Raw genomic sequence first — 22,018 nt, forward strand, 5'->3', positions numbered from 1 at the left:
TCATGGATCGTCTGAACGGTTAGCCGGGCAGATGATCCATTTTTTTGTGCCCAAGTGGTCGAAAGGAAGTTTTCATGAACGCCAGCGCAAATTCGATTATTGTCGCTCTTGATGTAAGTACGACATCGTCAGTCGATCAATTGCTTGATCAACTATCACAAACGGATGACCGGCCTGCAGTAAAAGTTGGTATGGAACTATTCTACAGTGAAGGAACTGCGATGATTCGCCATATTCAACAATGCGGTTTTGACATCTTCTTAGACTTGAAACTACATGACATTCCAAATACTGTGGAACGGGCTGCTTACCAACTCGGACAACTTGGTATCCAGTACACCACAGTCCATGCGTTAGGTGGTGGGACCATGATTGCTGCAGCCAAACGGGGGCTCCAGCGAGGTGCACAGCAAGCTCACGTGACACCGCCAAAATTATTGGCAGTAACTGAGCTAACATCCATCTCAGAAAAGATGTTAGTTAATGAGCAGCACGTCAGCTTACCAATGACTGATCAGGTTCGCCAACTCGCTCAACTGGCTGACGCGTCCGGCGCAGATGGCGTCATCTGTTCCCCACAAGAAGTCACAACGATCAAACCGTTTGTTAACGATGACTTTCTGCTGGTTACTCCCGGCATTCGGCTAACAACAAACCCCGCAGATGATCAGCAACGTATCATGACACCTCGGCAAGCTGCCAAAGCTGGTAGTTCCGCCATTGTTGTTGGCCGCCCGATAACACAATCTTCACAACCCGCAAACGCTTATATGACAATCAAAAAGGAGTGGCTAATTCATGACTAACGTAGATAACACCTCAAACGCAAATAAAACTGATCTAACTGAAACGATCATCACTGAATTACTGGCTATCAAGGCCGTTAAGGTCTCCCCAAACCAGCCATTTCAATATGCTAGCGGGATGATTTCGCCAGTCTACACAGACTTGCGCATGATGATCAGCTATCCCGAATTGCGTCAGCATATCGCAACAGGTCTCACAGCCTTAATCAAACGCCAATATCCAGATGCAACGGTCATCGCTGGGGTCGCTACTGCCGGTATTCCCCATGCTGCATGGGTAGCCGAGGCACTTTCACTGCCATTGATTTACGTACGGTCTCACCCAAAGGATCACGGGACTGGCAAACAAATTGAAGGGGCATTATCATCCAAAGATCACGTTGTACTTATTGATGATCTCATTTCGACCGGTGGCAGTGTGCTTGGCGCGGCAAAAGCGGTCGGTGCTACTGACGCCAGCGTAGACGGTGTCGTTTCTGTCTTTAGTTACGACCTGCCAGATGCAACAACTAATTTTAAACAGGCGAAAACATCATTGACGCCACTGTTGGACTATCACCTACTACTTGAGCATCTCACCAACCACCATGAGTTAAGTGCGGTAGACTGCAAATTGGCCAAGGCCTGGCATAATGATCCTTGGCACTGGCAGCCAGTATCCATGTAGCTCAATACTTGTTGACAACACAACTCATTATATTCAGGAGGTTAACATGTCTATTACACTTGCAGGTGTGCGTTTGAAAAATCCAGTCATTGCGGCCAGCGGTACAGTCGGTTACGGTCAGGAACTGGCCCAAAAGACTGATCTCAATGCGCTTGGTGCCTTAGTAATTAAATCAACGACCGCTGAACCACGAACAGGCAATCCTTGGCCAACGACAACTAACACAACTGCTGGCTGGCTAAACGCCGTTGGGTTAAAAAATCCCGGCATTAAAAATGTCATGGCCGAAAAACTGCCTTGGCTTGCCACTCATTATCCTGATCTACCAATCGTTGGCAGCGTCGCCGGCGGTAGCATGGACGAGTACGTTGAGGTTGCAAAACAACTAACCACGGCGCCAAACGTTAAATTCATTGAGGTCAACGTTTCCTGCCCTAATGTCGATCATGGCGGCCTCGCATTCGGCACAGATCCGGTAACTGTTCAAACCTTGACCGCCAAAATTGTGGCCGCCGTGGATAAACCAGTGTTTGTTAAACTCACACCGAATGTAACGGATATTGTCCCGATTGCTAAAGCAGCCGAAGCTGGCGGTGCCACAGGTCTCGTCCTCATCAACACTCTACTAGGCATGGAAATTGATCTTGCAACGCAAAAACCGCGTTTGGCACATGGCACTGGTGGCTTATCTGGACAAGCAATTCACCCGCTAGCCGTCTATATGGTGCACCAGGTCCGCCAGGCATCCACACTGCCTATCGTCGGCGTCGGTGGCGTTTCTACCAGTAAAGACGCTGTAGAACTCATGCTAGCTGGTGCAAACGCCGTTCAAGTCGGGGCCGCCACGTTTCATGACCCTGCATCCTGTGCAAACATTGCGGCGAACATTCCGGAAACCCTAGCTGAATACGACTTAACTTGGCCATCAGCAACCTATTGATTTCCTTGACGATACCAGTGTGTGACAACTGTACGCGTAAACATGCCCAATAGAATCAGTACAAGTAACGTTTTAGGAAATATGCCACCAACGACAACGTAACTGACACTAATCCAAAACATCATTTTTGTAGAACGGATCTCTTCTAAATCATGCGTTTTAGGTGTCATATGTGACTCATGTACAACTAGTCTAAACAGTAAATACTGTAATAGGTCCACTAACACTAAGACAGTTGCAAAGGTTATGACAACGATACGATTGAAAAGTTCCCGACTTAACCAAGCAGTCACAAAGGGGATTAACGATATAAGTGCCAGATAGTAAAAGTTCATCACAATCACCCGAACTGAAACTTTTTCCAGGGCGCTAAATAATTCCTGATGTAACATCCAGTATTGTGCAACAATGGCAAAACTAATTAAAAAAATAACGATTTGGCGAAAAGCAATACCGATTAAAAGTTTAGTGGGATGCTCTGGCACCACGACGCCCAACACCATAATGGTGAGCACCACCGCAAATACACCATCTGATATCGCAACGAGACGTGATTTTGAATTTTTAAACATCATTTGCTGAACCCCCTTAGGCCTATTACACCACAAAACAGTGCCACCCACTGATCAATTTTCAGGGTGACACTGTTTCTTTGTACCTATAGTTAGAGGTTTAAAATACTAATGTGTTTCATTCTGATTGAGTGACTATGACTAATTTTTACAGTCACAAAAACGCGGTTCATTAGTCCACTCAATGCTAATTAAGACTAAATCCTCTCTTTACACCTGTTTCCGTTTGTCACCACGATGCATGAACACAATGATGGCTGGCAGAATCGTCAGTGCACTAATCAGCGAGAACCCAGTATCGATCACCGTAATTAGTCCAAACGACTTCAGCACAGGGAAACTGGCAAAGATAATCGCGGAGAAGCCACCAATGACTGTCATACCAGACACGAAGATGGCCTGTCCAACGGATGACACAGCACTGATTGTCGCGTCCACAGTCGACTTACCCCGTTTTTGTTCTTCTCGGTACCTCTCCAGAATCAGAATCGTAAATTCAGTCCCAATCCCGAGAACTAGGGAACTTAGAGAAATCGTCAACGGATTGTATGACGTGCCCATCAACCACAATGTGAGCGGAGACAGTCCTAGCACTAACAGAATCGGTAAAATCGGATACATAGCGAATCGTGGATCGCGATAGATTACAAACAGAACGAGGAAGATAATCGCGATTCCGGCAATAATAATCAACCAGTGATTAGCTGTCATATTATGAATTCCCGTCAGCATCATGACCTCAGCTCCGGCCGGCGCAACGTGAATTCCGTGTGGTGCATCAATATCCTTGGTAATTTTGTTCATCAATTTCAGTTGGTCGGCGCTCGACAAATTCTTGTTGATCTTAAATTGCAGCGTTGCATAATGCTGATTATTACTCATCAACACCTGCTTCATAGAACTAGGTAAACTGGCAATACCGCTATTCAAGGTTCCTTGTTTTGTATCGGTTAATTGTTGTCCGCTTAAATTCAAACTAGTTGGCAGGCTCGTAACGTCGGTCACATCATGATATCGTCGTTGTTCTTGCCGGCCAAACTGATCTGTATACTGCATCACCCGCTTGTCACGAACGTCGTCGGCCCTCACCAAATAGGTAATATAAGTGGTTGAGCCAATTTGTTTTTGCAGATATTTCGTGTCCTTAAGCGCAGTCATCTGTTGTGGAATCATCTTGGTCATGTCAGTTTCGGTGTTGATATTATGTTCCACCGCAAAGCCTGCGCCGCCTAGTAATACGCCAATAATCAGCACAATAACACTGTGTTTGGTCACAAATGCCGCGTAACGCGCTAACACCTTTGCCAAACCAGATGGCTGACTCAGTTTGTGAGGTTCGTCAGCTTTTACAGGTTCGGCATGCCGATCAAAGAATGGTAACAAACTAAACATCAAAATTAGTTCCGTCAGATAGGCGCTGACAACGCCAATAGCCAACGTTAGCCCGAATTGTTGCATCATCGGCGCCTTCGACAAGAACATTGTCAGAAAGCTAAACGTCATGACAATCAACGCAATCCCGACAGCTGGTCCCATCTTGCCAATTCCGGTATTCAAGGCGTCTTGACGATTATGTTGTTGTCTAAATGTCTCTTCATAACGATTTTGAAACTGAACACCAAAGTCAGTCCCCAAACCGATGATAATAGGTAATGTCGCCATCGTAGCCAATGTCAGCGAGATGCCCGTCCAGCCCATGAAACCAAACGTCCAAATCAAACTAACAGCGACAAACAACAGTGGAAACAATCGACGGCGAACGCGGAAAATCAGCGAAAGCACGATCACCATTACAACGACGGCAAGACCAAGCATAATCATCATTGCTCGCGTTACTTGAGTTTGAACCTGACTAGTGATTGCTGGTGAGCCCGCCAAACGCACTTTTACACCATCTTGAAAGTGTGTTTGCTTGATGGCACGATTGATATCTCGCGTCATTTTAACGTACGTACTCATGTCTGTTTTATCGGAAGTATTAACCACTACTAACACGTGGCGGCCACCCTTCGGCAATAATTGTTGCATCTCTGAAGGAACCTTGCCGTTGTTCGAAAAAATCAGCGCATTAAGCATTGGTGTCGACATTTTTTCAACACGAGGCACCTGTGCCATTACTTGACCAGTCAATTGTTGGCGCTGCCCTGCTGTCAGCAAAGACATCATGTAGGTTTGAATCTGCTGTTGTTGCTTTAGATTCAACTGACCGGTCATTTGACTGGCTGCGGCCGGATTTGCCGCCAATGCTTGCTTTTGAGTAGGTGTCAAAATAGTTAACGTATACTGTTGCACTTGCTGTTGCTGCGCTGGCGTCAAGGACTGAGCGAGCGTTGACTGCAACTGTTGTTTTTGTTTCTTAGATAAACTGTTCATCAGTTTTGTCTGCGTTGATTGGCCAGATCCATTTTGATCCGTGCTCTGTACTGATGAGGCGTTGCCGTTCTTCAACGTTGCGTTTAGTACATTCACAACGTTAGTCGTTCCGCGAACGTTATCAATCTTGTTCAAACGTCCATCTAAACTATGGATTTTCTGCATTGTTTCATGTGAAATAAGTTTATCCTGGTGCCCTGATAACAGAATATAAGCAGAATCACCGCCAAAGTTTTTCTGATAGGTCTCTGTATCCTTGTAAACTTGCGATTTCGTGTTCACAAACACATCATTGCCCATATCCATCTGCACCTTAGGCAAACCAAAGCCAAGGAAAACAGTGATGGCTAACATGCCGACAAGCAAGACTACCGTGTGCTTTTGAATGAATTGTCCTAGCTGTTCAAATTTTCTTTCCATACGTCTTGAGGTCCCTTTCTCTCAAAAAAGTGACCTCAGTATAACCAGATAAATTAATTGCGAACAGAAACAAAAAGAACCAAGTATCTCAAAAAAAGACACTTGATTCTTTTTGTTTTAATTACGTTTCTGGAACAATGCAAATTCGGTTTAAACCATCTGTCAGGAAAGTAACAATTTCGTCCTTTGGTGTACTCTGTTCCGTTGTCACCCAACGGATCATTAAATTAACAATGGCACCGGCAATTAAGCTAATCACCAAGTCCGGACGAGGAGAATCCTCAACTTGTTGAATGAGTGGATCATCAGTTTTTTTCTGTTCCGCCAGCTTTTCTTTGAGCGTTTGCTCTGTAGCCGCAGTCAACACGTAGTACATATTTTCATGCGAATTGGCGGTCGTTAAATTCCGAAATACCCGCTGGTTTTCTTGAGCAAAATCGACAATCTGTTCAACAAATTGTCGACTGGGAATCTGGTTATCGGTATCCATCGTTTCACGAACCATCCGAAACTCATCTTGTAGCAAATCATACTTGTCATGATAATACCGATAAAAAGTGCTGCGGTGGTTATGTGATTGTTCGCAAATATCGTTTACGCTAATTTGTTCAAACGGTTTGTGCACCAACAGAACTTGCATTGCGTCGATTAGCTCTTGGCGCGTCTTTTCCTGACGAAAACTTTCTGGTTTGATAGTCATACGTTTGGACCTCCTTGCATTAGTCAGCTAAAGATTATGTTTCACATGAAACGCCCTTTTTACTAACTTTGCAACCCTCGTGATGAAACTAGGCCCTAAAGTATGTTGCAATCGCGTCGGCAATTCTTTCACTTGCATGCCCATCCCCATAAGGATTTTTGGCGCTAGCCATTGCTTCATATTCGGCTTGATTAGTTAATAAATTAGTCATTGCCGTGTAAACATTTTCTTCGTCTGTGCCTACTAACTTCAGTGTGCCCGCTGTAACTCCTTCTGGCCGTTCCGTTGTTTCGCGCAATACCAAAACGGGCTTGCCTAAGGATGGTGCTTCTTCTTGGACACCGCCAGAATCCGTCATGATAAATAAGGCCTTGGCAGCTAGATTATGAAAATCAACCACATCTAGTGGTTCAATCAAGTGAATGCGTTCGTCATCGGCAAACACTTCATGTGCAGCTTCTTGAACGTTAGGACTGAGATGAACAGGATAGACCACGTCTAAATCTTGGCGCTCATCTACAACGCGTTTGATTGCTCGGAAGGTTGCGCGCATAGGTTCGCCCTGATTCTCACGCCGGTGCATCGTCAATAATACAAACTTGTGTCCTGCAGGAATTCTGTCCAAAACTTCATGATGATAATTCTGCGTGACTGTTTCGCCAAGCGCATCAATAGCGGTGTTCCCCGTGACAAAGATCTGACTAGCGGGATGGTTTTCTTTCAATAAGTTGTCGCGACTTGTTGTGGTTGGTGCAAAATAAAGATCACTCAGCACATCAGTCAACTGACGATTCATTTCTTCAGGATACGGAGAATACTTATCCCATGTCCGCAACCCGGCCTCAACGTGTCCAATGGCAACCTGGTGATAGAAGGCGCTCACCGACGCAGCAAACGTAGTTGTGGTATCGCCGTGAACCAAAATCAAGCGCGGTTGCTCCTGCTGAATAATCGTATCCAACTGGCTAATGACGTGAACCGTAATCCAAGTCAAAGTTTGTCCTGCTCGCATAATGTTTAAATCATAATCCGGTTTAATATGAAAAATCGTTAACACCTGATCCAGCATTTCTCGGTGTTGGGCGGTCACGACGACAATTGGCAAAAAACGGTCGTCCTGTTGCAAACGTTGCACTACCGGCGCCATTTTAATTGCTTCTGGCTGAGTTCCAAAAATCAACATTACCTTAATTGGCTGCTGTGCCATATTAAATATCCTCCCAATGACAAACTTTATAGGTTCACCATAACACGTTGGACTTAAAATAAACTTCACGTAATGTTTGATTAGCAGAAAAGTTGAAGGTTGAAGACCTATTTCAAAAATTTCACGATGCAGTCGACCTTTCGTTGTAACGAACTAACGTCAGCGTTTAAGAACCGCTTACCAGAGAGGACAACCACACTACACCTTAGGGCGATGCGAACAATCATCACTGACTGAATGTTTGCGCCATGTTAGTCACTTATTTATAAACCGTGTTGACTTTCATGCAATTAAACATATACTGAAATTGTGAAAGAAGTGAGTGGTCGCTCACCAAATTTAAATTATGCATTCTTCTACAATTATTAGCTTACAGAATACGACTATGTTCGCTATTCTTGAGTTCACTTAATAGCTAATGGCCGTTACTATTTCTTAGCCAGCGCCTGCCTAATTCGTGAGAGCCCTCAACCTATTTAATAGCCACGTTTCATCGTGCTTAATCAATAAACACCAATTGTCAGCATCTATGATAAGATTAACATTACATTAGAAACGAAACCGACTTAAGGGAGGTGAGGCACATTAAACGAGGTCAAACCTACCATGATGTGACTGACGACGTGGTGACGACCAATCACCAAACGAATATTCTGCCTAAAAATTATCGGTGGCATCGTGACCGCTGGTGGGAACGATTATGGTCCCTTGTCTTTCGTGGTGTGGCTAAGACATTTGCTTATGTTTATTGTTACGCTGCCTGGCATTTAACGGTGGTTAACCGGGGTGTCCTGAAACCATTTCGCCATCAAGGCTACTTTATGTATGCAAACCACACCCAACCGGTCAATGATGTGTTTATGCCTTTAATTATCGGTGGTGCTCAACGTTTTCACGCCATTGTCAGCCCCGCAAATTTCACACTTCCAATATTGGGACCTAACCTACCTTATTGTGGTGCCTTGCCAACCGCAACTACGACGAGTCAGACCATTCAGCTCATTAAAGCGGTCAATCAGGTAATGGATCATAATAACTATGTTGTCATTTATCCTGAAGCACACGTTTGGCCCTATTACACAAAGATTCGGCCGTTTTCAGAAACATCATTTAGCTTCCCCGTTAAAACACAGAAACCCGTCTTTTGTATGACGACGACCTATCAAAAACGTAAATTTAGCAAACGACCACGGCTAACTGTTTATATTGACGGTCCGTTTCGACCAACAGCAGGACAGTCAAGAAAAACTCAGCAGCATGAGCTTTGGCAAGATGTGACCCTGACGTTGAAACGGCGAAGTGCCGCCAGCACTTACGAATACATTCACTACAAAAGAGATGATTCATAATGAATATTTTATTCTGTGGCGACCACAGCGTGGAGGATGGCATCCTTATCGCAACATTATCGCTCATCAAACATGTGCGAGAACCCTTGCATATTTATGTGATGACGATGACATTACCATCGTCAAATGAGGCTCAACGTGAGCCTGTTAGTGAGCGATTGCTCACTTGTGTTCGCAACGAGTTACTTCATGCCAACCCACTCAATACCATTGAAGCAATTGATTGCACCACATTATTCAACCAAACACCACCTAGTGCAAACATGACGTCACGGTTCACGCCATATTCCATGCTCCGTTTATATGCCGACCAGATTCCACAACTGCCTAACCGTCTGCTTTACCTCGATGCCGACATTATTTGCCGCCAATCATTTGGGACATTCTATCACCAAGATCTTCACGGCGTTGAGTTTGTAGGCGTGCTTGATCATTACGGAAAATGGTTCTTCCATCATGAACTGAAAGTCTATGATTACGTCAATTCTGGTGTTCTCCTGCTTAACTTGGCCTACATTCGACAAACGCAACTGTTTGCCAAAGCCCGCTACATGTGTGAGACGCAGCAACGCTTCATGCCAGATCAAACTGCATTGAACAAGCTGAGCCGCACCAAACGGATTGCACCAGAACGATTTAACGAACAGCACCGTGTTCAATCCGACACTGTTTTTCAACACTTTACGACGAGTTTCAAGTTCTTCCCGTGGGTGCACACGTTTACGGTGAAACCATGGGAAGTTCAGCGGGTTCACCATGAGTTAGGCCTTCACGATTACGATGATGTCCTCAATAAATACCTTGAACTCAAACAACATCAGTAAGAAAGGAGCGACACACGATGCCTTCAGCAATTATTCCTGTCTTTTACGCCATCAGTGAAGATTTTGCACCCTATGCCGCTGTCTCGATCAAATCATTAACCTCAAATGCTGATTCAAATGATCATTACCAAGTCATTATTTTGCATCAAGGGTTGTCTGATCAAACAAAGGCCAGCCTATCCGCACTTAGTACGCCTAATGTAGCGGTTCGCTTTAAGGCTTTAACACAGTCGTTATCTGCTATTCAAAATCAGCATCAAAATTTTCTCAGAGCCGATTTCTTTACTTTAACCATTTTCTACCGCTTATTTATCGCCGACATGTTTCCGCAGTTTGAAAAAGCTATTTACATTGACAGCGATACGGTCATCCCCGGAAATTTGGCTAATTTATACGAGCTGCCATTGGCTAATAATTTGATTGGGGCCGCCCCAGACCATTCAATTGAACATGTGCCGCCAATGGTCGATTACATCACTAATGCACTTGGTCTACCTGCTAACGAATACATCAACTCCGGTGTATTGCTCCTCAATCTAACAAAATTACGAGAGGAACATTTCAGTCAACGTTTCTTGAAACTGCTGCAAACGTACCAGTTTGACTGTATTGCGCCAGATCAAGATTATCTCAATACAATGTGTCAGGGTCGCATCCGGTACTTAGACGAGGTTTGGGACGCCATGCCAAAAGACCCACAGTATGCGCCAGTGAAGAATCCACAATTGATTCATTACAATCTATTTTATAAGCCGTGGTATTTTGACCACATTATGTACGGTCATTATTTCTGGCAGTATGCGGATCAGACCTCATACAAAGATATGCTCCATCAACAATTAAACGACTATACAACTGCACAGCGAGACGCCGATCGAGCCAAGCTGACCACCTTAATGACTAAAGCTGGCCAGTTACCTGATACACCCACGACGTTTAAAAAAGTGGCCGCCACCGGTGTGCCCATTCGCGTATGATTGTTGCAGATCATCGCGACCAAGTCATTGATAACATTCGACAGGCCATTGCTGCGGGCCGCTTTAACGATAAGGTAGAGGTGGGTGATCCTATCTTATCAACTGAGGCCAAAACGCAAGCCGTCGATAACTACCTCAAACGTAGTCACACATTTCACTTTAAAATTGCCAACTGGATTGCGCGAACGTTTATGGCCATCGCAACCTGGCTGACTAACCGAACGACCACCGTTTCCGGTTGGGAAAATCTTTCCGGTCTAGCTAAACACCAAGGTGCCATCATCACCACTAATCATTTCAATCCCCTTGAAAACACGGTGCCGCGACTACTAGCTCGTCATGAGCACCGGCGCTTATTCATTGTCAGCCAGGACACAAATTTGGCGATGACCGGCGGACTCGGCTATTTAATGAATAACCTAGATATCATTCCCTTGTCCAAACGGTTGGACTATCTCGGTCGCGAACTACCAGCATTGATTCAAAAAACAACTGCCGCTGGTCACTTCGTTTTGATTTATCCCGAACAAGAAATGTGGTTTAATTACCGCAAGCCAAGGCCGCCCAAACGTGGCACGTATTATTACGCCGCCAAAGCAAACGTGCCCATCATTTCCTGCTTTACCGAAATTCGGTCGGAAAAGAAATTAGCAACGCCAGAATTTCATGAAACGAGTTATCATTTACACATTTTGCCGCTCATTTACCCTGATCCTAAACTATCGGCTAACGCAAATGCCACGCGCATGATGAACCAGGATTATGCACAAAAAAAGGCCGCCTATGAGGCAGCCTATCATGAACCATTATCTTATCAGTTTGAACCACAAGATATCGTGGGATGGATTCCGGATCATACCCAGCAATAAAGCCATTATTTCACTATCATTGACGATTGTACGATCCAGACGCAAATGTTAATTAACAATAATACCAAAGAGTGGTCATTACGAAATACTCGCGATGACCACTCTTTTTATAGTTTAAATCGTTACTTCTTCCAAGTATCCGTTAAGACGAATTATCAATTTACTTAACTACTGCGACACCTTAGCGATGCGTCCCTGTTCAATATAGACGGACAAAATCGCAATATCAGCAGGGTTAACACCAGAAATTCGACTCGCCTGAGCCAGCGTTTCCGGTTGAATTTTAGCGAGTTTTTGACGTCCCTCTGTCGCTAAGCCTTCAATGGCCTCATAGTCAATATTTGCCGGAATAGCCTTTGCTTCCATCCGTTTCAGCTTGGCAATCTTCTCTTCAGCCTTTTGAATATAACCAGCATACTTTAGCTCAATTTCAACCTGTTCTACCACACGGTGATCGAGTGGCTCAGCCGGTCCATCAATAAATTGCATCAAATCAGCATAGGTCACTTCTGGACGCCTCAGGAAATCGGCCGCCAGCACACCATCCTTCAATGGCGCATCATTATGTGCTGCCAACCACTCGTTAACTTGTGCATTGGGCTTAACGCGCACAGACTTCAAACGATTTAACTCAGCGGTAATAGCCGCTTTTTTGCTTTCAAACTTAGCGAATTTTTCATCATTAATCAGACCAAGATCGTGACCCATGGCCGTCAAACGCAGATCCGCATTATCGTGCCGCAAAATCAGCCGATATTCAGCACGGCTCGTTAACAAACGGTACGGTTCTTTCGTGCCCTTGGTCACTAAGTCATCAATCATGACGCCAATGTACGCGTCAGACCTCTTTAATGTGAAATCATCCTCGCCTAAAGCACGACGACCTGCATTAATGCCCGCAATCAGACCCTGGCCAGCAGCCTCTTCATAACCAGACGTGCCGTTCATTTGACCAGCAGTATACAAGTTTTTAATCAGCTTTGTTTCTAGCGTGTTACGCAACTGATAAGGTGACACAACATCATACTCAATTGCATAGCCAGGCCGCATCATTTCTGCATCTTCTAAACCCTTGATGGAATGTAAAATATGCTGCTGAATTTCTTCTGGCATTGATGTTGACAGTCCTTGTACATACCATTCATCAGTCCGTCGACCTTCAGGTTCTAAGAACAACTGGTGCCGGCTCTTATCAGCAAAACGTACGATCTTGTCTTCGATGGAAGGACAGTAACGCGGTCCGACCCCTTCGATCACACCTGAAAACATTGGTGCTCGATCCAAGTTTTCACGAATAATTTCATGCGTATGTTCATTGGTATAAGTTAACCAGCAACTAAGTTGATTTTTAACGTCAATGTACTGACTGTCTGGCGTATCAAAGCTGAAATGGTTAGGTTCCTTATCACCAGGTTGCTCTTCCGTTTCATCATAATGAATTGTTCCACCATCTACACGTGGCGGTGTCCCAGTCTTAAACCGTTCCAGGTCAAAACCGAGTTTCTCTAAATCTTCTGACAATTCAATGGACGGTTGTGAGTTGTTGGGGCCAGATGAATACATCAGTTCCCCAATGATAATCTTCCCACGTGAAGCAGTACCAGCGGTTAATACCACAGACTTCGCTTCATAGTGTGCCCCAGTTGCTGTCACAACACCGTGACAAACACCATCGTCGACCAACAAGGAAGTAACGACACCCTGACGCAACGTTAAATTAGGTTCCCGTTCCATCGTGTGCTTCATTTCCTCATGATAGGCATGTTTGTCGGCCTGAGCCCGTAAAGCACGAACAGCAGGACCTTTCCCGGTATTTAGCATCCGCATTTGAACGTATGTCTTATCAATGTTGTGGCCCATTTCACCACCGAGAGCATCAATTTCACGGACCACAATTCCTTTAGCCGGACCACCAACAGACGGATTACATGGCATAAAGGCCACCATTTCCAACGAAATGGTCATTAATAGTGTTTTATTACCCATTCTGGCCGCAGCTAGCGCAGCCTCAGAGCCAGCATGACCAGCGCCGACCACGATTACGTCATACGCTTTTGCCTGGTATGGCTTTCCCTCTGAAATCATTTCATTTTCCTTTCAAGTGCCAACTTATTTATAACTGTAGTTCTGGCAGTATGTTTCACATGAAACATGTTTGGGCAACTATTTGCCCAAACAAAATTGAGAAAATAATTGTGTCAACAGTTCATCCTGCACAGAATCACCGGTTATTTCGCCCAGCAGATCCCATGCACGTGTCATATCGATTTGAACTAAATCAACCGGCATACCCGCTGCGATACCACTCATAACGTCATCCAAGGCTTGTGATGCCTGGTTTAATAAACCAATATGCCGAGCATTAGTCACCATTACCGTCGTCTGACTGTTTTCAATACCGCCAAAGAACAGATTAGCAATCTTATCCTCTAACTGATCCATCCCAGCATTCGTCAGTACCGATGTCGCAATCACTGCGTCATCGCCAACTAACTTTTGCAAATCAGTCAGGTCGACTTGTTGCGGCAAATCAGTTTTGTTCAAAATGACGATTCGTTTGCTATCCGCCGTTGTTTCAATTAACGTGCGGTCCTCATCCGTTAATGGTTCACTGCCATTAATGACCAACAAAACTAAATCAGCAGCAGCCAACGCCAGTTTGGATCGTTCAACACCGATTTTTTCAACTTTATCCGTCGTGTCATGAATCCCGGCCGTATCAACCAGCTTTAACGGCACACCCTTCACGTTCACATATTCTTCAATGACATCGCGGGTCGTACCGGCGACATCCGTCACGATTGCCTTGTCCTCGTGAAGAAGGTGATTCAAGAGACTTGATTTACCGACATTAGGCCGCCCAACAATGGCTGTTGCCAAACCTTCACGCAGTACTTTACCCTGTTGAGCGGTACTGAGAAGATCTGCAATTCTAGCCTTTACATCCTTGGCCTTTTCCAACAATAACCGTGTCGTCATGGTTTCTACATCATCATACTCAGGGTAATCAATGTTCACTTCGACTTGAGCTAAAACATCCAAGATGTCCTGACGCAAATTGCGAATCAAGTGAGCTAAATCACCGTCCAATTGATTTAACGCAACCTTCATTGATTTGTCAGTTTTGGCACGAATTAAATCCATTACGGCTTCAGCCTGTGACAAGTCAATTCGACCATTAAGAAAAGCACGTTTGGTAAACTCACCGGGTTCAGCTAACCGAGCACCATGGCTTAACAGCAACTGTAAAATTCGGTTGGTAGCAACAATCCCACCATGACAGTTAATTTCAATAACGTCTTCACGCGTAAACGTCTTTGGCGCTAACATCACAGAAACCATCACTTCGTCAACTTCTTCGTTAGTATCAGGATCAATAATGTGCCCGTAATTAATGGTGTGACTAGCTACTTTACTTAAATCGCGGCCCTTAAAGACCCTTTCAGCAGTTGCTAGTGCCTCTTCACCACTCAACCGCACAATTGAAATTGCACCCTCACCAGGTGGCGTTGAAATCGCAGCGATGGTATCAAACTCGGTAATCGTTTGTGACATATAAACTCCCTTCTCCGCTGATTAATAAATTGCATAAAAAAAGTGCCACCCCACGCGTAAAAAAACACGTGGGCAAAGCACCTTGACTACTTTAACCAGTAATATCCATATCAAATGTTTAATTAATGTACCCAATATTAAAAGCGTCGGCTCTTTTTGTCAAGCGTTAGCGTGGGGCAACAACAACACCGCGTCGTGGTTCCCTGCCTTGTGAGAAGGTCGTTACATGCGCATTTTTAGCCAGCTGTGTGTGAATAACCTTCCGCTCATAAGCAGGCATGGGATCAAGCAACTCTGGTTCACCGCCCGCAATTACATCACGCGCAGTATTATCGGCCAACCGTCGTAACGTGCTGGCGCGCCGTTCACGATAGCCAGCCACATCAAGCATTAATTCAAAATGTTGCATGCCCTGCCGCAACATGAATGTGTTGCCCAGTACTTGTAGTGCGTTCAACGTGCGACCATGCCGACCAATCAATAATCCTTCTTGTTCGGTCATAAAGGTTATTGTTGCACCATGATGGTATGTATCGGCCTCGGCGTCAGCGCTAATACCAAGTTGTTCCAGCGCATCAAGCAAGTAATTAGCAACTGCTTCCAAATTATCATCCAAGCGTGCTTGATTAGCTTGTTGGCGAGCCTTCAACTCTGCCGGTGTCAATTGAGTGGACGCTGACACTGATGTGACCGAGTCATTCAAGTTGGCAGCCTGCGATTGAGTGCTCGCACCGCTCATCGCGGCAGTTGTTGAAACAGTCGAAGTGGTCTCCACAGATGCAACAACACTGTCGACAACCTCAGACGAGGTTAATGAACTTTTAGCGCGGGGATGGTCTCCCTCACGGCGTCGAACATCAGCAGTGGCATCAACATTTCGTTCAATATCCTCATCACGCTTAGCAGCCACTCGTTGATCACTTGGATGATCAAACGTCGGACTAGTTTTAGCATTTTTAAGTGGTTTACTTTGCGTTGTCCGTGATGAAGTTGCTCCCGTGGGCGCACCAGCCGATACCTTAGCCGATTGCGGCGTTTTTGTAACGGAAACTGGCTTAATCGTAATATCGACGATAGCCTCTTTTTTTAAGCGTCCAAACCAGCCATGTACCGGTTCAGATACAACTGTAATCGCTACTTTGTCACGATCAATTTGAATTTTTTTGAGTCCGTTTTGAATTGCTTCATCCACGGTCTTCCCCTGATATTGCGTCACAGCTATTCCTCCAAATAAATCACGTACCTATATTTTAGCATGGATTGACTAACTTTTTATTGAACATTCACATTCTGGTTACCGACCATTTGTCGCCAAAATGTTAGCAGCTAAAATCATTTCCCGGGTAATAACGTTACAACCCTATCAATAAGTTTTGCCGCAAGCTCAGACTTAGCCATGATTGGTAATTTTTCGGGCTCCTGATTGGGACGCAGGATAACTACTTGGTTGTTGTCAGCATTGAAGCCAATATCTTTTCGGCTCACATCGTTAGCAACCAGCATATCTAATTTCTTATCAGTCAATTTGTGTTGTGCGTTGGCCAATAGATGTTGGGTCTCTGCAGCAAACCCGACCATGATTTGTTTAGTTTTCTGCGTTGCCAATGTTTTTAAGATATCAGGATTCTTTGTAAGTTTGATTATCATCGTATCGTTATCGGCTGTCTTTTTAATTTTCTGGGCAGCCTCTTCAACTGGCCGAAAATCGGCAACAGCCGCCGCCATGATAACAGCATCCTGTTGATCCAAACGTTGTTGCATCTGGTTTAACATTTCTTTAGCACCAGCAACATGGACAATTTCGACACCAGCTGGTGCAGTCAAAGTGGTTGTGCTACTAACTAAAGTGACATCAGCCCCTTCATTAGCAGCCGCGGTTGCAATGGCGTACCCCATTTTTCCTGAGGAATCATTACTGATAAAACGAACTGGATCAATGCGTTCACGTGTTCCACCAGCAGTTACAAGTACATGGCGATGGCGCAAACGTCCCGTTTGTTGGGCCCATTTTTGCTTTACAAAATCTACAATCGTTGCCGGTTCAGGCAATCGGCCACGCCCTGCATACCCTTCCGCTAACATCCCTGTATCTGGTTGCATCACCATCACGCCATCGGCGGTTAGTGTTGCCACATTACGAACGGTCGCTGGTGCTTCCCACATGTGATTATTCATTGCCGGTACAACGATTTTTAATGATGTTGTGGCTAATAGCGTTGTTGAGACAGCATCATCAGCCATCCCCATCGCCATTTTAGCTATAATATTCGCCGTTGCCGGAACAACAACCGTAATATCCGTCCAATCAGCCATCTCGATGTGTGGTACATAGTGACCGGCACCACCATTGTCGTCAAACAAATCCGTCAATACTGGTTGTTTAGTCAGTGCACCAAACGTCAGCGGCGTCACAAACTTTGTTGCGTCTGTTGTCATTGCTACACGAACAATCGCTCCCTGCTTCATCAAACCGCGAACGACTTCAGCCGCCTTGTAAATTGCAATGCCACCGGTGACAAAAACGGCAATGTGCTTATTCTCGAGTCCCATGCTTTTCCTCCCGTTTCTCCACGTAATGATGGTCTTGACGTTGTGCATCATGCCAAGCCCGAATGACGTTAAAACCTGCCAAGAATATCGTAACAAGTAAGCCGCTGATTGGCACAAAGTAGACCAGCACAACGGCCACAATGAGACCACCATACAATGCAGTCGCGTTATACCCATTTAGTTTGCCAACAAACCGAATATGCTCGCCATTAGCTGGATTGGTCCGTTGTAAGTCGCGCGCCATTTTTGTATAAGATAGTGACCATAGCAATTGGACCACCACATATAGCCACTCTGCCAACCGTCTTTCTGGAAATTCCCCGACAAAGGCTGTCACATATGGGAAAAAGCTCAAAAAAAGCAGCCATACAACGTTGTCCCAGTAAACGATAGTCGTTATCCTACCAGAACCGTTAAATAAATCATGATGGTTATACCACACAATCATAATGAACAAGAAACTAATCACATAGGTCGCAAACTTAACACCTTGAGTCAATAAATCATGGACGTGAATACCGGCAGGCACCGCCAACTGTAAAACCAACAATGTCACGATAATAGCGATAATACCATCCGTAAAGGCAATTAATCGCGATTTATTAATATCCTGATGACGATTATTATTTCTCAGTGTTAATACAGCAGATGCCACACCTAACAGAATCTGGCCTATGATGCCGGCAATCGGCCACCATGGTAAAACCAGTAGCACGGCAATAACGATGCCAAAACGCCACAATAAGTTTTCACGAGAATTCCCCAATGCATAAAACTCATGACGTTGATCTGGATTGGCAACACCTAAGCTATATACTAACAACGAATAAGCGCCCATCCATACCAATGTTACTAAAATGAATAGACATTCAGGCCAAAAAGCTAACGGATATCGACCAACCCAAGCGGTAGCTAGAGGAAATAATGACATCACAAAAATCCATAGAGTATTGGCCAAATACACGGGAAATGTCACTCGGTGCGCAACATTAATAATATTATGATGAAAGTACCATGTCGCCATAATTAATAGAAAACTTGCGGTAAAAGCTGCAAATGAACCAGCCTGCTTTAGGACTGCCGCCAGCGTTGCCTGCTCAGGTGGTTCAATCTCAAGAATCAGAATCGTAACTTCAATCGCAATAATCGCGTCAGAAAATCCAGTGAACCGCTCTTTATTCATCGTTCCGGCCATCTCCAAATAGAAACTATTATCAGTTTAAGGTTCTTTATGCATAGACACCACTATAAAGTGCGGCAAACAACAGCCTTAACTAAAAATAGTTGTCCTCGGTAAATTAATTCGACGTGTAGCCAATATTCATCGCAAAACTTATAGCCGATAAATAATGAATGTCCGCAATAGTTTCATTTGTAACGTTATTGTAATCATTGACGGCTTGAACTGTTTACACCACCCGTCTATTCTATACATAGCGCACTCGGCGCACTTGCGCTAAAAACCACATTAAAAGCTATACAGATTGGAGTCATTAAAGTGACACAACAAGCTCAACCTTCGCAGGCTGACATCGCCCGAATGACGACCTTGTTAATTCATGGCCACCTCGCCGATATCTATGCATTACAGAAGGTCAACATGGACGTTGGTAATCTTCCCAAACTGGGTCTACGCGACATTCTACTGGTTACTCAGATTGGTTTAGAACCAGGAATCACATCTTCGAAGCTTAGCCACCTTTTCCGCATGTCGAGTCCGCTACTTTCAACGCGGATTACTGCTCTTATGAAACTCAATTTGGTCCAGCAAGTCGAGGATACAAAGGATCGACGGGTGCACAATTTAAAGCTATTAGCTTCAGGAAAAAAAGTTTATCAGTTTTGGTACAAACGAATTGAAGCACTGGCTATCAACATCCTGATGACTCATTCACTTGAAGACATGAATCAAATGGAAGAGCGCATTGAGTACATTCTAAAAAGTGTTCAGTCCAGCCTAATAAATTAGTTATTTTATAATCTTTTTTGCTTACAACAAGCGTAATTTTTACACGGTTCAAAAAAATCTGCACGCTTCATCAAATTGATGAGACGTGCAGATTTTTCAATCATTTATTGAATTAACGACGTCGTGACCGACGAGCCTTTTTGATTGCTCGCTGCTTGGCTTTCGCTTGATCGCGCTTAGCCGTTTCACGTTCTTCACGCTCACGGTTAATCTTCCAAGGATTCTGAATCAGCAATGTTTGACCAGCCTGGAAGGCGTTTGAAATTACCCAGTATAATGACAGCGCTGTTGGTACGGATACGGCAGTGAAGAAGATGATCACTGGCATCCCCCAAACCATCACGGCATTCATTGAGTTACTTTCTGGCTGACTCTTAACACTCAACCAAGAACTAATGAAAGTGAAGACGGCAGCAAGAATTGGCAAAATGAAGTAAGGATCGCGATCCCCAAGCTGCATCCATAAGAATGAACCCGTCTTCAATGCTGATGTCCGATAAATTGCTTGATACAATGCCCAAATAATTGGCATCTGAACAATCAGTGGCAAACATCCTGAAACTGGGTTATAGCCAACTTCAGCATATAATTTCCGTGTTTCTTCCTGAAGCTTTTGTTGCGTAGCCGTATCACGCGACTTGTATTTCTTTTGCAACGCCGACAACTGTGGCTGAATTTCTTGCATCCGCCGCATTGAACGCGTTTGATAAATCATTAATGGCAAAATGATGATCCGGATGATCAGGGTGATCATAATGATCCCCATCCCATAACCACCGAATACATGACTCAGCCAAATGATGAATTGACTTAAATTATACAGAATCGTGTGATCCCAAAATCCTGTACTACTGCTGGTGATTGGCTTTTTACCACACGCTGCCAAGAATAAACTGGCTGCAGCAATCATGGTCAGCGCTAATCGTCGTCGGCTTTTACGGCCGGAGCGTTTTCCGTTTGACTTCACGATTTTTTCCTCATTTACTTCATTCATTTTGATAATGCCTATGTTGCCCACTTATATTGTGCTGTAACGCTACTCTGCATCCAGCAACTTTGCCAAACGTAACGCATGCGTCAGGTTTTCTTTGATTTCGGCCATTGATAGCCCATCAGCTGAAGGTCGCGCGATAACTAAGAAGTCGACGTCCTGACGAAGCATTGGTTTTAACTCCAACAATGACTGACGAATTCGACGCTTAACCCAGTTACGATGGACAGCGTTGCCAATTTTCTTACCAACAGAAATACCAACACGAAAATGTGGCTGCTCTGGTTTATCCATTGTATAGATAACAAACTGACGGTTGGCAATCGAGTTTCTGGTTTCAAAGACCGTTTGAAATTCGCTTTCTTTTTTGATGCGGTATGACTTTCTCAATGGTCCGAATCTCCTCAACTAAAATGATTCAACGCCACAAAACCAACACTAATGGTCATCGTGGACTAAAAAAATAAAAAAGGTCACTGAAAAATATCAGTGGCCTGTTTTTATGCAGATAATACTTTTCTGCCCTTTTGGCGCCGACGTGCTAACACCTGACGGCCGTTACTTGTGCTCATCCGTTTCCGGAAACCATGGACACGTGATCGATGACGCTTCTTTGGTTGGTAAGTTCTTTTCATGTTGGATTGCACCTCCTTTGGATCGTTACGACACAGATACCTTAGTGGTGACGTGACGACACACTTGGATATCCAGCGTTACATATATGGTTGATTAGCTAAAAGCTAGCGCACGAGAAAACTCATGCAGTTCCTAAATATAATATCATAGACAGAGTTACTTGCAAACAACAAATTGTCGATTCCGGTAATTTGTGGAGCAAAAGTTATCCACAGATTGGCAAAACTAATCCACAGGTTCAGTGGATTTTAGATTTTAAAAAACGTTATTTCCACAGGATTTTAACAACAAAATACACAAATCCACAGCCCTTTGAAAAGTTATCCACACCCCCGATTTTTTCTGTGGAAAACTTTTCGAAAGCTATTGTTCTCAACGTTATTTAATAACAATCATCGGTGGAAAACTTGTTTCACAGAGACTAAATCCCGATTTTTCAACGCTCCTGTGGATAACCTTCACACAATCCTGTGGAACATTCGTAACTTGTTCTGTGGAACCTGTGGAAAACTCTGTTTGTTCATGCTAAAGTTGTCCTTGCAGATTTTGTTATTTTTATTTTCGTCATAAATTATTACTGTTTATGCATAATTCATTCTAGGAGGCTTCATCG

20 protein-coding genes are annotated in these 22,018 nt (G+C 44.3%); 8 read left to right on the forward strand and 12 right to left on the reverse strand.

Features of this window, described 5'->3' with window-relative positions:
* Window positions 1-74 precede the first annotated feature (74 nt).
* Genes pyrF through LROSL1_RS13075 form a run of 3 tightly spaced genes read left to right on the forward strand, consistent with a single transcriptional unit; the run spans window position 75 to window position 2,413 of the window.
* Window positions 75-806, forward strand: coding sequence for an orotidine-5'-phosphate decarboxylase (gene pyrF, locus LROSL1_RS13065; RefSeq protein WP_178914886.1), 732 nt, complete (start codon window positions 75-77; stop codon window positions 804-806).
* Entirely contained in the window at window positions 799-1,473 is a 675-nt protein-coding gene (gene pyrE, locus LROSL1_RS13070; protein ID WP_178914887.1) for an orotate phosphoribosyltransferase, read from the forward strand. The genes pyrF and pyrE overlap by 8 nt, the downstream gene beginning before the upstream one ends.
* 46 nt (window positions 1,474-1,519) lie before the next feature.
* On the forward strand, window positions 1,520-2,413 hold the full coding sequence (locus LROSL1_RS13075) for a dihydroorotate dehydrogenase (protein ID WP_017262446.1): 894 nt from the start codon (window positions 1,520-1,522) through the stop codon (window positions 2,411-2,413).
* On the opposite strand, the gene LROSL1_RS13080 is transcribed toward LROSL1_RS13075, so the two are convergent.
* The 4 genes from LROSL1_RS13080 to wecB form a co-directional block, all read right to left on the reverse strand.
* The gene (locus LROSL1_RS13080; RefSeq protein WP_017262445.1) at window positions 2,407-2,988 is read right to left on the reverse strand and encodes a TMEM175 family protein; all 582 of its coding nucleotides are present in this window, start codon (window positions 2,986-2,988) and stop codon (window positions 2,407-2,409) included. The genes LROSL1_RS13075 and LROSL1_RS13080 overlap by 7 nt on opposite strands.
* 207 nt (window positions 2,989-3,195) lie before the next feature.
* Window positions 3,196-5,778: an efflux RND transporter permease subunit gene (locus tag LROSL1_RS13085; RefSeq protein WP_178914888.1), complete on the reverse strand. Its 2,583-nt coding sequence runs from the start codon at window positions 5,776-5,778 to the stop codon at window positions 3,196-3,198.
* A gap of 121 nt (window positions 5,779-5,899) precedes the next feature.
* Complete coding sequence (locus tag LROSL1_RS13090; protein WP_017262443.1) at window positions 5,900-6,478, reverse strand: TetR/AcrR family transcriptional regulator; 579 nt, start codon at window positions 6,476-6,478, stop codon at window positions 5,900-5,902.
* Window positions 6,479-6,566: 88 nt separating this feature from the next.
* Window positions 6,567-7,685: a non-hydrolyzing UDP-N-acetylglucosamine 2-epimerase gene (wecB, locus tag LROSL1_RS13095; protein ID WP_178914889.1), complete on the reverse strand. Its 1,119-nt coding sequence runs from the start codon at window positions 7,683-7,685 to the stop codon at window positions 6,567-6,569.
* A gap of 575 nt (window positions 7,686-8,260) precedes the next feature.
* On the opposite strand from wecB, the gene LROSL1_RS13100 reads away from it, so the two are divergent.
* The 4 genes from LROSL1_RS13100 to LROSL1_RS13115 are packed head-to-tail and all read left to right on the forward strand — an operon-like array spanning window position 8,261 to window position 11,704.
* Complete coding sequence (locus tag LROSL1_RS13100; RefSeq protein ID WP_225440537.1) at window positions 8,261-9,034, forward strand: lysophospholipid acyltransferase family protein; 774 nt, start codon at window positions 8,261-8,263, stop codon at window positions 9,032-9,034.
* Window positions 9,034-9,858: a glycosyltransferase gene (locus LROSL1_RS13105; protein WP_017262440.1), complete on the forward strand. Its 825-nt coding sequence runs from the start codon at window positions 9,034-9,036 to the stop codon at window positions 9,856-9,858. The genes LROSL1_RS13100 and LROSL1_RS13105 overlap by 1 nt, the downstream gene beginning before the upstream one ends.
* Window positions 9,859-9,875: 17 nt before the next feature.
* A complete protein-coding gene (locus LROSL1_RS13110; RefSeq protein ID WP_178914890.1) occupies window positions 9,876-10,835 on the forward strand; it encodes a glycosyltransferase family 8 protein in 960 nt (319 codons plus the stop codon).
* Entirely contained in the window at window positions 10,832-11,704 is an 873-nt protein-coding gene (locus tag LROSL1_RS13115) for a 1-acyl-sn-glycerol-3-phosphate acyltransferase (RefSeq protein ID WP_178914891.1), read from the forward strand. The genes LROSL1_RS13110 and LROSL1_RS13115 overlap by 4 nt, the downstream gene beginning before the upstream one ends.
* A 168-nt stretch (window positions 11,705-11,872) precedes the next feature.
* Here LROSL1_RS13115 and mnmG read toward each other — a convergent pair whose 3' ends face one another.
* The 5 genes from mnmG to LROSL1_RS13140 all read right to left on the reverse strand — a co-directional run bounded on the left by mnmG (window position 11,873) and on the right by LROSL1_RS13140 (window position 18,992).
* Window positions 11,873-13,789 (reverse strand): tRNA uridine-5-carboxymethylaminomethyl(34) synthesis enzyme MnmG, encoded by a 1,917-nt coding sequence (gene mnmG / locus LROSL1_RS13120; RefSeq protein WP_161002022.1) that lies wholly within the window; start codon window positions 13,787-13,789, stop codon window positions 11,873-11,875.
* Between the two features lie 78 nt (window positions 13,790-13,867).
* Complete coding sequence (gene mnmE / locus LROSL1_RS13125) at window positions 13,868-15,259, reverse strand: tRNA uridine-5-carboxymethylaminomethyl(34) synthesis GTPase MnmE (protein WP_178914892.1); 1,392 nt, start codon at window positions 15,257-15,259, stop codon at window positions 13,868-13,870.
* Window positions 15,260-15,425: 166 nt separating this feature from the next.
* Window positions 15,426-16,475, reverse strand: coding sequence for an RNA-binding cell elongation regulator Jag/EloR (gene jag / locus LROSL1_RS13130; RefSeq protein WP_178914893.1), 1,050 nt, complete (start codon window positions 16,473-16,475; stop codon window positions 15,426-15,428).
* Window positions 16,476-16,591: 116 nt separating this feature from the next.
* Window positions 16,592-17,809, reverse strand: coding sequence for a bifunctional phosphopantothenoylcysteine decarboxylase/phosphopantothenate--cysteine ligase CoaBC (gene coaBC / locus LROSL1_RS13135; RefSeq protein ID WP_178914894.1), 1,218 nt, complete (start codon window positions 17,807-17,809; stop codon window positions 16,592-16,594).
* Window positions 17,793-18,992: a TMEM175 family protein gene (locus LROSL1_RS13140; protein ID WP_178914895.1), complete on the reverse strand. Its 1,200-nt coding sequence runs from the start codon at window positions 18,990-18,992 to the stop codon at window positions 17,793-17,795. The genes coaBC and LROSL1_RS13140 overlap by 17 nt, the downstream gene beginning before the upstream one ends.
* A 315-nt stretch (window positions 18,993-19,307) precedes the next feature.
* Here LROSL1_RS13140 and LROSL1_RS13145 point away from each other — a divergent pair, with 315 nt between their 5' ends.
* Window positions 19,308-19,778 carry a helix-turn-helix domain-containing protein gene (locus LROSL1_RS13145; RefSeq protein ID WP_017262432.1) on the forward strand — a complete coding sequence of 157 codons (471 nt, stop codon included), beginning with the start codon at window positions 19,308-19,310 and terminating at the stop codon, window positions 19,776-19,778.
* A gap of 112 nt (window positions 19,779-19,890) precedes the next feature.
* On the opposite strand, the gene yidC is transcribed toward LROSL1_RS13145, so the two are convergent.
* From yidC to rpmH, 3 genes are all read right to left on the reverse strand, one after another.
* A complete protein-coding gene (gene yidC / locus LROSL1_RS13150; protein WP_404825811.1) occupies window positions 19,891-20,772 on the reverse strand; it encodes a membrane protein insertase YidC in 882 nt (293 codons plus the stop codon).
* Between the two features lie 42 nt (window positions 20,773-20,814).
* Window positions 20,815-21,159, reverse strand: a complete 345-nt coding sequence (gene rnpA / locus LROSL1_RS13155) for a ribonuclease P protein component (RefSeq protein ID WP_017262430.1) — start codon at window positions 21,157-21,159, stop codon at window positions 20,815-20,817.
* A gap of 110 nt (window positions 21,160-21,269) precedes the next feature.
* On the reverse strand, window positions 21,270-21,404 hold the full coding sequence (gene rpmH, locus LROSL1_RS13160) for a 50S ribosomal protein L34 (protein ID WP_011668979.1): 135 nt from the start codon (window positions 21,402-21,404) through the stop codon (window positions 21,270-21,272).
* Window positions 21,405-22,018: the final 614 nt, after the last annotated feature.

The organism is Furfurilactobacillus rossiae (assembly GCF_013394005.1).
GTDB classification, from domain to species: Bacteria; Bacillota; Bacilli; order Lactobacillales; family Lactobacillaceae; genus Furfurilactobacillus; species Furfurilactobacillus rossiae.

What these genes read in the sequence shown, in the direction of transcription:
- wecB (WP_178914889.1), bottom strand. Translation starts at nt 7,685, where the DNA reads ATGGCACAGCAGCCAATTAAGGTAATGTTGATTTTTGGAACTCAGCCA.
- mnmE (WP_178914892.1), bottom strand. Translation starts at nt 15,259, where the DNA reads ATGTCACAAACGATTACCGAGTTTGATACCATCGCTGCGATTTCAACG.
- LROSL1_RS13140 (WP_178914895.1), bottom strand. Translation starts at nt 18,992, where the DNA reads ATGAATAAAGAGCGGTTCACTGGATTTTCTGACGCGATTATTGCGATT.
- LROSL1_RS13085 (WP_178914888.1), bottom strand. Translation starts at nt 5,778, where the DNA reads ATGGAAAGAAAATTTGAACAGCTAGGACAATTCATTCAAAAGCACACG.
- rpmH (WP_011668979.1), bottom strand. Translation starts at nt 21,404, where the DNA reads ATGAAAAGAACTTACCAACCAAAGAAGCGTCATCGATCACGTGTCCAT.
- pyrF (WP_178914886.1), top strand. Translation starts at nt 75, where the DNA reads ATGAACGCCAGCGCAAATTCGATTATTGTCGCTCTTGATGTAAGTACG.
- mnmG (WP_161002022.1), bottom strand. Translation starts at nt 13,789, where the DNA reads ATGATTTCAGAGGGAAAGCCATACCAGGCAAAAGCGTATGACGTAATC.
- LROSL1_RS13115 (WP_178914891.1), top strand. Translation starts at nt 10,832, where the DNA reads ATGATTGTTGCAGATCATCGCGACCAAGTCATTGATAACATTCGACAG.
- LROSL1_RS13110 (WP_178914890.1), top strand. Translation starts at nt 9,876, where the DNA reads ATGCCTTCAGCAATTATTCCTGTCTTTTACGCCATCAGTGAAGATTTT.
- pyrE (WP_178914887.1), top strand. Translation starts at nt 799, where the DNA reads ATGACTAACGTAGATAACACCTCAAACGCAAATAAAACTGATCTAACT.
- yidC (WP_404825811.1), bottom strand. Translation starts at nt 20,772, where the DNA reads ATGAATGAAGTAAATGAGGAAAAAATCGTGAAGTCAAACGGAAAACGC.
- LROSL1_RS13075 (WP_017262446.1), top strand. Translation starts at nt 1,520, where the DNA reads ATGTCTATTACACTTGCAGGTGTGCGTTTGAAAAATCCAGTCATTGCG.
- coaBC (WP_178914894.1), bottom strand. Translation starts at nt 17,809, where the DNA reads ATGGGACTCGAGAATAAGCACATTGCCGTTTTTGTCACCGGTGGCATT.
- LROSL1_RS13080 (WP_017262445.1), bottom strand. Translation starts at nt 2,988, where the DNA reads ATGATGTTTAAAAATTCAAAATCACGTCTCGTTGCGATATCAGATGGT.
- LROSL1_RS13105 (WP_017262440.1), top strand. Translation starts at nt 9,034, where the DNA reads ATGAATATTTTATTCTGTGGCGACCACAGCGTGGAGGATGGCATCCTT.
- LROSL1_RS13090 (WP_017262443.1), bottom strand. Translation starts at nt 6,478, where the DNA reads ATGACTATCAAACCAGAAAGTTTTCGTCAGGAAAAGACGCGCCAAGAG.